The sequence below is a fragment of the Parasphingorhabdus sp. genome (genome assembly GCF_048269865.1).
Lineage (GTDB): Bacteria > Pseudomonadota > Alphaproteobacteria > Sphingomonadales > Sphingomonadaceae > Parasphingorhabdus.
The window spans coordinates 1-6,746 of record NZ_JBLWUA010000028.1 but is presented as its reverse complement, the minus strand read 5'-3'; the positions used below and the strand labels follow the sequence as shown (position 1 = coordinate 6,746).

Sequence of the window (6,746 nt, the reverse complement as noted above, 5' to 3'; positions counted from 1 at the left end):
CTCAAACGAATACTGAAGCTGGACCGCTTGCGCCTGCGCGGTCCCAACGGAGCAAAAGACGAGTTCCACCTCGCCGCAGCGGCTCAGAACCTCAGGAAACTAGCCAAGTTGCAGCCAATACCAGCCTTGGCACCCGCCTGAACGGGACGGCGAGGCCACTCGTCTGCTATCGACACAGCGGCGATGTCGTCCCTGCACCCGAGTTTTTCAACAGAATAGACCCAATTGCGGACGTTTAAATTGCGTAGCTGGAACTTCCGCTCCCGACCCAACTCCAGACATTTGCAGATCTTATGTCGAAGGTCGTCTTTGGCCCAATTTAAATATCGATGAAAGTGAACCTCACCGTGCCCGATCACGTGGTGAGGCTACACGCGACTGCGCTGGTTTCCCTCGATCTATTCCCAGATTTCGAGCATGATGTGCAGCAAAGATTTCCGGCGTTGCATTCATATCGGGGTGCTTATCAAGGAATGTACGAACATCGTTTGCTAAAGCCTGATCCTCGGAATGTCCGGTTGCTCCGAGCGCTGCAGCAGCTTGCCCATAAGCTTCACGTATCTTCTGCCAACGCGTTTTTCCTTTGGCGATAAACGGCGGAAGATCTGATTGGCCGCGCGCGACGGCAACGGCCTGTTCGTTAGTGCGCCGGTCTGCGTCTGTCATTGCTGGGCTTGCCCCACTTGCCAATCGGGCGCGCAATTTGACGAGCGCCATACTTGACCCTGCAATACCGCGACCCCGCGCGCGTCTCGGTGTGGCTTCGGCGGCAACACCGCGCGCTCGCAGTTCATGAGCAAACCGCTCGCGAAACCGGCTAAGCTGAGCAGGACGGGGATTAAACCTCACGCGGTCCAGCCCTTCGGCCTGCACTGTGAGATGGACATGCGGACGCGGCGTATCTGTGTGCAATGCCAAGACATAATCATGATTGTCGCTTAGCTCACTGTGGGCAAGCGCGCGGACAGCTCCCATTACCTTTTCGGGGTCGCTTCCTGCTGGCATCGAGAACACCAATGACACAGATGATACGGTTGGCCGCGACCGCCATTGCATCGTGTCGCTCCACTCTGCTGCACGCTCGGTAACATCTTCCTTTGAGGTCAGGATCTCTCCATCGCGACTCTCAATGTCGACGATCCCTTTGCGCCCGATATAATCGAGATGGGCTTTGACATGGCTACCGCCGCGCTGGCGGCCAGTGACCTTGACCAACACTTCCGGCGCACCCCGTACAATCCGGGCCAGCTTTGCCCTCGCCGTGTTGCCAGTGGCAGCACCGTAACTTCCATAAAGCGGGATATGCACTGATCCGTTTGGATCATGGATATAGCGTACCCGGTATGCGGGACGGGTCGCTTCCCATAAGGCCGACTCCAGGCCCATTAGTCAGCAACCTTCCAGTAACTCACATCACCGTGCATGGCATCACCGACAGCGGCGATCTGTTCGGAAATTTCCGTCCGCATATCAGCGATCCTTCGAAGGTCGTTTTCGATCTTCTTGTCGCCGTCATCCATCATTCGCAGATTGGCAGCTTTCATCGCTTGATTGAGATTGCGGCCAATGCGGAGCAATTGCATCCTGATTGGCGCAAGCTCGTTAAGCAGGCCATCATCGACGCGAGATTTCAAAGCAAGGTGACGGCGCACCAATGCCTTGATCCAACCTGACCGATTGGTCGAACGCTGTGACGAACGGTATTCGATCACGGAAATTTCGGCATCGGTAAAGCGCAACGAGATACGGTTATGCGCGATCCCCTCGCGGCGTGCTAATAGAGTACGGCCACTATTCTCCTTCAACACCTGTTCGATCATTTGCCGCAAGATCACGCTTCTACCGCCCCGCCCTACTGCGAAGCTGTCGAGCGCAGAGAGTACTCCAGCATCTAGCCTAATGCTCAGCATAGCAGGTTTTAGATCGGTATTTGTCGCCATGAAATTGCCTCGTGAAACACGGGCATTGTAATACAACACGCGCCGCTAGGCATATCCTGCAATTAAGACAAATACCCTAAAACCCCCTAAGAAAAGCGCATCCAAAGCGGCAATCTTCATCAAAGATGAAGGCTGCTTTGGATGCGCTTCGGGGTTAGGTTTTTGAGTGTGTCTGTGAAGCGAGGCTTTGCATTCGAGCCGAAGATCGCCGCACGATTTCGTGCTGGCGGCTGGCGGTCGCGCTCCCCCATTCGGCGATCTCGGCGACGGAGCGACCGCAGCCGGTGCAGTCGCTGGCACTGGCGTCCAGCGCGCAAATGTCTTTGCAAGGGGATGATGGTCGTTCAGCCATAAGAACCGACATGCACTAAATCGTTCATCTCGCAATGCCGGATTCGACGCACTCCGTATGGTCTGCGCTATGCAACAAACCGGCATGAAGCGGACACTCCGTTCGAATAATCGAATGTCTGAAAGTGGGTGGTGAGCGGACTCTGCAATCTAGGCTTTGAATGCGCCCCTTAGATGCGTTTGTAGGATGCTTTCGAGGCGCGGATACCGATGCCTACTTCGACAGGACTGAGGCAATCATCAAACAGCGAGAAAGGATCAAACGCAAAACCATCGAACAAAGGCGCTTGCATCACCGCAAGATCGCCGCCTAATATTAATCAACCAGATGAGCCCAAACACTCGCCTGTTTTAAACCGCCAACTGTCTCAAATTATCTGACGACGGACAGCTACGTTCAACCCTAAGACTTGTTAGAGACGTCAGCTTGCTTTTTATTTTTATCTTAAAACAATTTGCCTGTTATTTAGCTTACGGTCGTCCAATGTTGTGAGTTATTGAAAGCACTCATTTTATCCCCATATATGTAATGAAAGAGAATGCTCTCATTCTCTATATTTAAGGAGAACTATCGTGGCACTTAAACCCGGTCCAAAACCAAAAGCTAAATCAACAGGAAAACTTGATCAACGTCGGCGTGACAACAAAAGCACTCCAGGGAATAAACCTAGTTTAAAACCGAGTAAATCTTCAAAAAAATAAGATCTAGCATAGGCGCCTGCGATACCGTCTCGCAGGATAAGACGTTGCTGCGAATGTATGGAATTGGGATAACACGGCTGCCTATGCAATGACCGCTAGTGGGGCGAAAGCTGCCAAAAGATCGTGTCTGTGTCTGCTCTTACAATACGTCGATTGCACCGAGCAAACACAGCAAAGCCCCGACCGACAGAGCCGGTCGGGGCATAGGCATTAGGATCAGTTGCCGTTTGAAGTGCGGGCGCGTGACCAGATGAGGTTGAAGGTCTTGCCATCTTCATCGGCGAACAGGCTGGCGAAGATTGGAGCGTTGAAGCTGGGATCGTCGAGTTTGATCGAAAGATAGTCGCGATCTTCCTTGCTGGTCTTTGCCCAGGCTGCACCGATTTCTGCCTTTGCCACGAATACCCGGTGGGTCGGTGCGTTTTCATTCTCGCTTGGTTCTTCGGCGACGATGGTAACGTTTTTCTTCTGCAAGATCACGGTGACGATTTCGCCGCGATAGTCGTTGCCTGTCTTTTTGAATGTTCCGATATTAGCCATGATACTTCTCCTTGGTTTGGTCGAACCCGCGCTCATTCGCGGCCTCGATGGCTGATTACAGGCAGGGGCTTGAACCGATGCACCCACAGGGCCGAAACGAAGTGGAGGACGGTGCAGACCGGGGTTTCTTGCTTCGCGAGGAATGCGCGTCAGCGCAGGGGAAGAAACTTTGGGCTGCACCGTTGCAGCTAGGGGCAAGAGGCGCAGCCGTCCCCTGCCAATCAAAGCCATTGACGAGGACGTGGATGAGTGCGGCTGGCCAATACTATCAAGGAGATATGGCTAATACCCAAATGCGTTCAATGTCAGGCTCATAGACTCCGGTCGATATGGCGCTGTCTGTTTGCGGAACGAAGCGATTCCCCCATGCCGACACAAACCAACCATGTAAAAGCGCACCGACGCGCTAGGCTACGATGGACATGGCTAATCGGGCTTTCGGTCAATGACCACAGCAAACGCCGCGACCATTTCAGGCATCGGGAGGCTCCTGACGCGCTGCCTTTGCCGTCTGTTTGCTAGTGAAGATGGCGCTTCCCGCCAACAGACAAAGCGCAGCCTCGCCCAATGGCGGCTACACCCACGCCGCTGCCCCGAACGGCTGTGCCGATCGGGGCTTTGCGGTGATTTTGGGGTGAACGGCTGCAAAGCCGCCCACCTATGCTTCAAGCCGCAATGCGCTCATTCTCGTCTTTTGCGGTCGCAGCTTTGTCCGCTTCCTGCGGTTCCGGCTCGGATGGCTCGTCCTCTTCCATAAGCCACTTGGCTCTTTCGGCGGCGACAACCGTGCCGACACCGCCGCGCTCGGTATAGGCGGATGGCGGAAACGCCATCCAACGCGGAACCCAATGCTCCTGCTTCTCGCGGTCATTTTCGCCGGTCAGATGGTCACTGATAATGCCCTTCACCGTCTTGGTCTTTTCACTGGCGTTGGCCGCTGCAATGCTGGCTCCGCCAACATCCGACAAAAGCGCAGTCAGGACTTCACGGTCACGGACAAGATCAAAGAACGCTGCATCTGCCGTCCAGTAATCCGCCATTTCGACATCAAGATGGACGCCCAGTGTCTCGACCAGTTCGCTTCCCGCTGCCAGCGTTTCGGCCATGACCACGCCCAATATGTCCATGACCACGCTATCGGGCACATCGAGCAAACGCAGCAGCAAGCCGCTGATACCATTTCGCGTTTCATGGCCGAGCGTAACGGTAGCTTCGTCGGCATCAAAGCCAAGCACAGTCAGCACCGCACGGCGGCGTTCGTCAAAACGAACCTCTGCCACACTGGTTCCGATGCTTTCGGTGATAGCTTCCTTGCGGCTGCGCTGCTCCTGCACTTTCACATTCCACAAAGGCGAACCGCAAATCGCATGGGCGACCATGACGCGCAGCGCAACATAGGGGCTAGCAGCGAGTTCGCAGCGGACTGCGGCATGGCGGTGCAGATCGATATATTCCGCCATCGGTCCGGTAATCTCGGGACGCTTGGGCTTGTCGGCCTTGCTATCCAACTGTCCGGTTTCCCGCACCCGCGCTTCCTTGGCGGTCAGATAGCCCTCGTGGAACGTCACCTCGCCCTTCCTGCTCACATCAATGTAGACGCGGCCTCCCTTGCGTTTGGTGGTCTTTTCATGGTCCCAAGTCTGGAAATAGCTGTCAGACGGGATGATCTGCACATCGCTCCAGCCATCCTCCAGATATTCCGCCTTCTTCGCTTCAATGGCGACGGACTGCGCTTCCCAGAACTGGTCAGCATCGGCAAAATAGCCATCTTCGGCGAACAGGTCGCTAACGATCTGGCCCTTGAAATCTGCCATATCAAAGATCGCAGCGGACACTGAAATCGACGCGCCGCCAAACAGCCAAGCCTTTAGCTGCGTCCCGCGCGGCGCATAGGCTTCTTCATCTCTGAACAAAGCCAGCCATGATTTTTGCTGCGCCTTGCTGGCCAAGGTCAGATGGCGGACGGTGGCCGCATCAATTTCTTCGCGGCCATAGGCTTTGCGGATAGGCGGCAAGAGATTACCAAGCGCGAGAATGCGCCCCACCATTTTTTCGTCCATCCCAAACGTATCGGCTATCTCACTCGCCTTGCGGCCTTTCTTCACCAATTGCGTGAACTGTTCCCACTGCGTCACCTCGTCGGGATTTTCGCGGACAAGATTTTCAATAAGCGAAGCCTCCAAAGCGGCGGCATCGTCGCCCTCCGTCAATATCGCGCAAGGGAGCGGCGCGGCGCTGCCGCCTTCTTCGGCAACCGTGGTTGCCGCATGATAGCGCCGCCGTCCGGCGACGATTTCAAAAGTATCGGTGCTGCCGTTCGGACGGACAAGCAAAGGCACAAGAACGCCCCGCACCCGCACCGAGGGCAATATATCGCTAATGTCGGGCGGCTTTTTGGCGCTCCGCATATTGGCTGGTGATACCGACAGCTTGGCGAGGTCTATATTTTCGAGTTGCATTGTCTTTCTCCTTCGTGAGTTTCCAGTGATTGGCCCCGCTCCCGTTGCATACGGGGGTGGCGGTGGAAGCGGGGCCGGTGGTCCGCACGGCGGGATTGCCGTGCGGGGTCTGCCGCACCCTGATCGCGCAAGACGCGGCAAGGCGGCGGAAGCTGGTCAAAATTTGCAAGAAAGCCATTTCAGAACATCTCGATCTGGTTGCGGCTGTTGGTATCGAACAGGCCGTGGTCGGCTGCGCGCTGTGGTTTCTTGGGTTCCATCGGCGCGTTGGCGCGCATCGCCAGCCTCTGGGCTGGCGTGATCGGCGGAACACCGGACACCAAGGTCTGGACGCCGATAGGAGTCTGCTCCGCTTCAAGCGGCGCGGCGGCATGATCTGACGCTGCCCTGCTCATGCCGCACACTCCGACCGGAACGGCACCTGATCGGTGAACGCCAACAGATAATCCGCCGCCTTGCTGGCCTGACTCGCCGCTTTGAAAATGGCGCGATTATCCTGCCGCAACACCGCCAGCCAAGAGCCGAGGTAATCGGCATGGCGGACGGTCGGCACAATGCCGAGCGCAGCGCAGAGAAAGGCGGAAGCCAGTTCGGCGCAGAGTTCCTCCCGCGCATAAAGCGCGGTCCCGAAACTACCCGACTGGTCGCGGCCAAGACGGGTTCTATGGCCGGTCCAGTGCGACTTATGCCGATATCGGCATAATGGTCATAATGCCGTAACCCGGATTATGCCGCATTGTGCAGAACAACGGCG

7 protein-coding genes and 3 pseudogenes are annotated in these 6,746 nt (G+C 55.9%); 3 read left to right on the top strand and 7 right to left on the bottom strand.

Features of this window, described 5'->3' with window-relative positions; translation table 11 throughout:
- A pseudogene (locus ACN0WW_RS17225) lies at window positions 1-141 on the top strand (IS5/IS1182 family transposase); the annotation flags it as partial.
- A 201-nt stretch (window positions 142-342) separates the two neighbouring features.
- On the opposite strand, the gene ACN0WW_RS17220 reads toward ACN0WW_RS17225, so the two are convergent.
- The 3 genes from ACN0WW_RS17220 to ACN0WW_RS17210 form a co-directional block, all read right to left on the bottom strand.
- A complete protein-coding gene (locus tag ACN0WW_RS17220; RefSeq protein ID WP_417614299.1) occupies window positions 343-1,386 on the bottom strand; it encodes a relaxase/mobilization nuclease domain-containing protein in 1,044 nt (347 codons plus the stop codon).
- A complete protein-coding gene (locus ACN0WW_RS17215; RefSeq protein WP_417614297.1) occupies window positions 1,386-1,976 on the bottom strand; it encodes a hypothetical protein in 591 nt (196 codons plus the stop codon). Before ACN0WW_RS17215 ends, ACN0WW_RS17220 begins: the two co-directional genes overlap by 1 nt.
- A 118-nt stretch (window positions 1,977-2,094) precedes the next feature.
- A complete protein-coding gene (locus tag ACN0WW_RS17210; protein ID WP_417614295.1) occupies window positions 2,095-2,292 on the bottom strand; it encodes a DUF1289 domain-containing protein in 198 nt (65 codons plus the stop codon).
- Window positions 2,293-2,500: 208 nt separating this feature from the next.
- On the opposite strand from ACN0WW_RS17210, the pseudogene ACN0WW_RS17205 reads away from it, so the two are divergent.
- Window positions 2,501-2,605: pseudogene (locus tag ACN0WW_RS17205) on the top strand (pyruvate, phosphate dikinase); the annotation flags it as partial.
- A gap of 259 nt (window positions 2,606-2,864) precedes the next feature.
- Complete coding sequence (locus tag ACN0WW_RS17200; RefSeq protein ID WP_417614293.1) at window positions 2,865-2,993, top strand: hypothetical protein; 129 nt, start codon at window positions 2,865-2,867, stop codon at window positions 2,991-2,993.
- Between the two features lie 216 nt (window positions 2,994-3,209).
- On the opposite strand, the gene ACN0WW_RS17195 is transcribed toward ACN0WW_RS17200, so the two are convergent.
- The 4 genes and pseudogenes from ACN0WW_RS17195 to ACN0WW_RS17180 form a co-directional block, all read right to left on the bottom strand.
- Complete coding sequence (locus ACN0WW_RS17195) at window positions 3,210-3,533, bottom strand: DUF736 domain-containing protein (RefSeq protein WP_417614291.1); 324 nt, start codon at window positions 3,531-3,533, stop codon at window positions 3,210-3,212.
- A gap of 665 nt (window positions 3,534-4,198) precedes the next feature.
- A complete protein-coding gene (locus ACN0WW_RS17190; protein ID WP_417614289.1) occupies window positions 4,199-5,992 on the bottom strand; it encodes a ParB/RepB/Spo0J family partition protein in 1,794 nt (597 codons plus the stop codon).
- A 179-nt stretch (window positions 5,993-6,171) separates the two neighbouring features.
- Entirely contained in the window at window positions 6,172-6,387 is a 216-nt protein-coding gene (locus ACN0WW_RS17185; RefSeq protein ID WP_417614287.1) for a hypothetical protein, read from the bottom strand.
- Window positions 6,384-6,674, bottom strand: a pseudogene (locus ACN0WW_RS17180) (zincin-like metallopeptidase domain-containing protein); the annotation flags it as partial. The gene ACN0WW_RS17185 and the pseudogene ACN0WW_RS17180, both read right to left, overlap by 4 nt.
- Window positions 6,675-6,746 lie beyond the last annotated feature (72 nt).

Excerpts from the sequence above, each read along its gene's own strand:
- ACN0WW_RS17220 (WP_417614299.1), bottom strand. The coding sequence starts at position 1,386 with ATGGGCCTGGAGTCGGCCTTATGGGAAGCGACCCGTCCCGCATACCGG.
- ACN0WW_RS17210 (WP_417614295.1), bottom strand. The coding sequence starts at position 2,292 with ATGGCTGAACGACCATCATCCCCTTGCAAAGACATTTGCGCGCTGGAC.
- ACN0WW_RS17195 (WP_417614291.1), bottom strand. The coding sequence starts at position 3,533 with ATGGCTAATATCGGAACATTCAAAAAGACAGGCAACGACTATCGCGGC.
- ACN0WW_RS17190 (WP_417614289.1), bottom strand. The coding sequence starts at position 5,992 with ATGCAACTCGAAAATATAGACCTCGCCAAGCTGTCGGTATCACCAGCC.
- ACN0WW_RS17185 (WP_417614287.1), bottom strand. The coding sequence starts at position 6,387 with ATGAGCAGGGCAGCGTCAGATCATGCCGCCGCGCCGCTTGAAGCGGAG.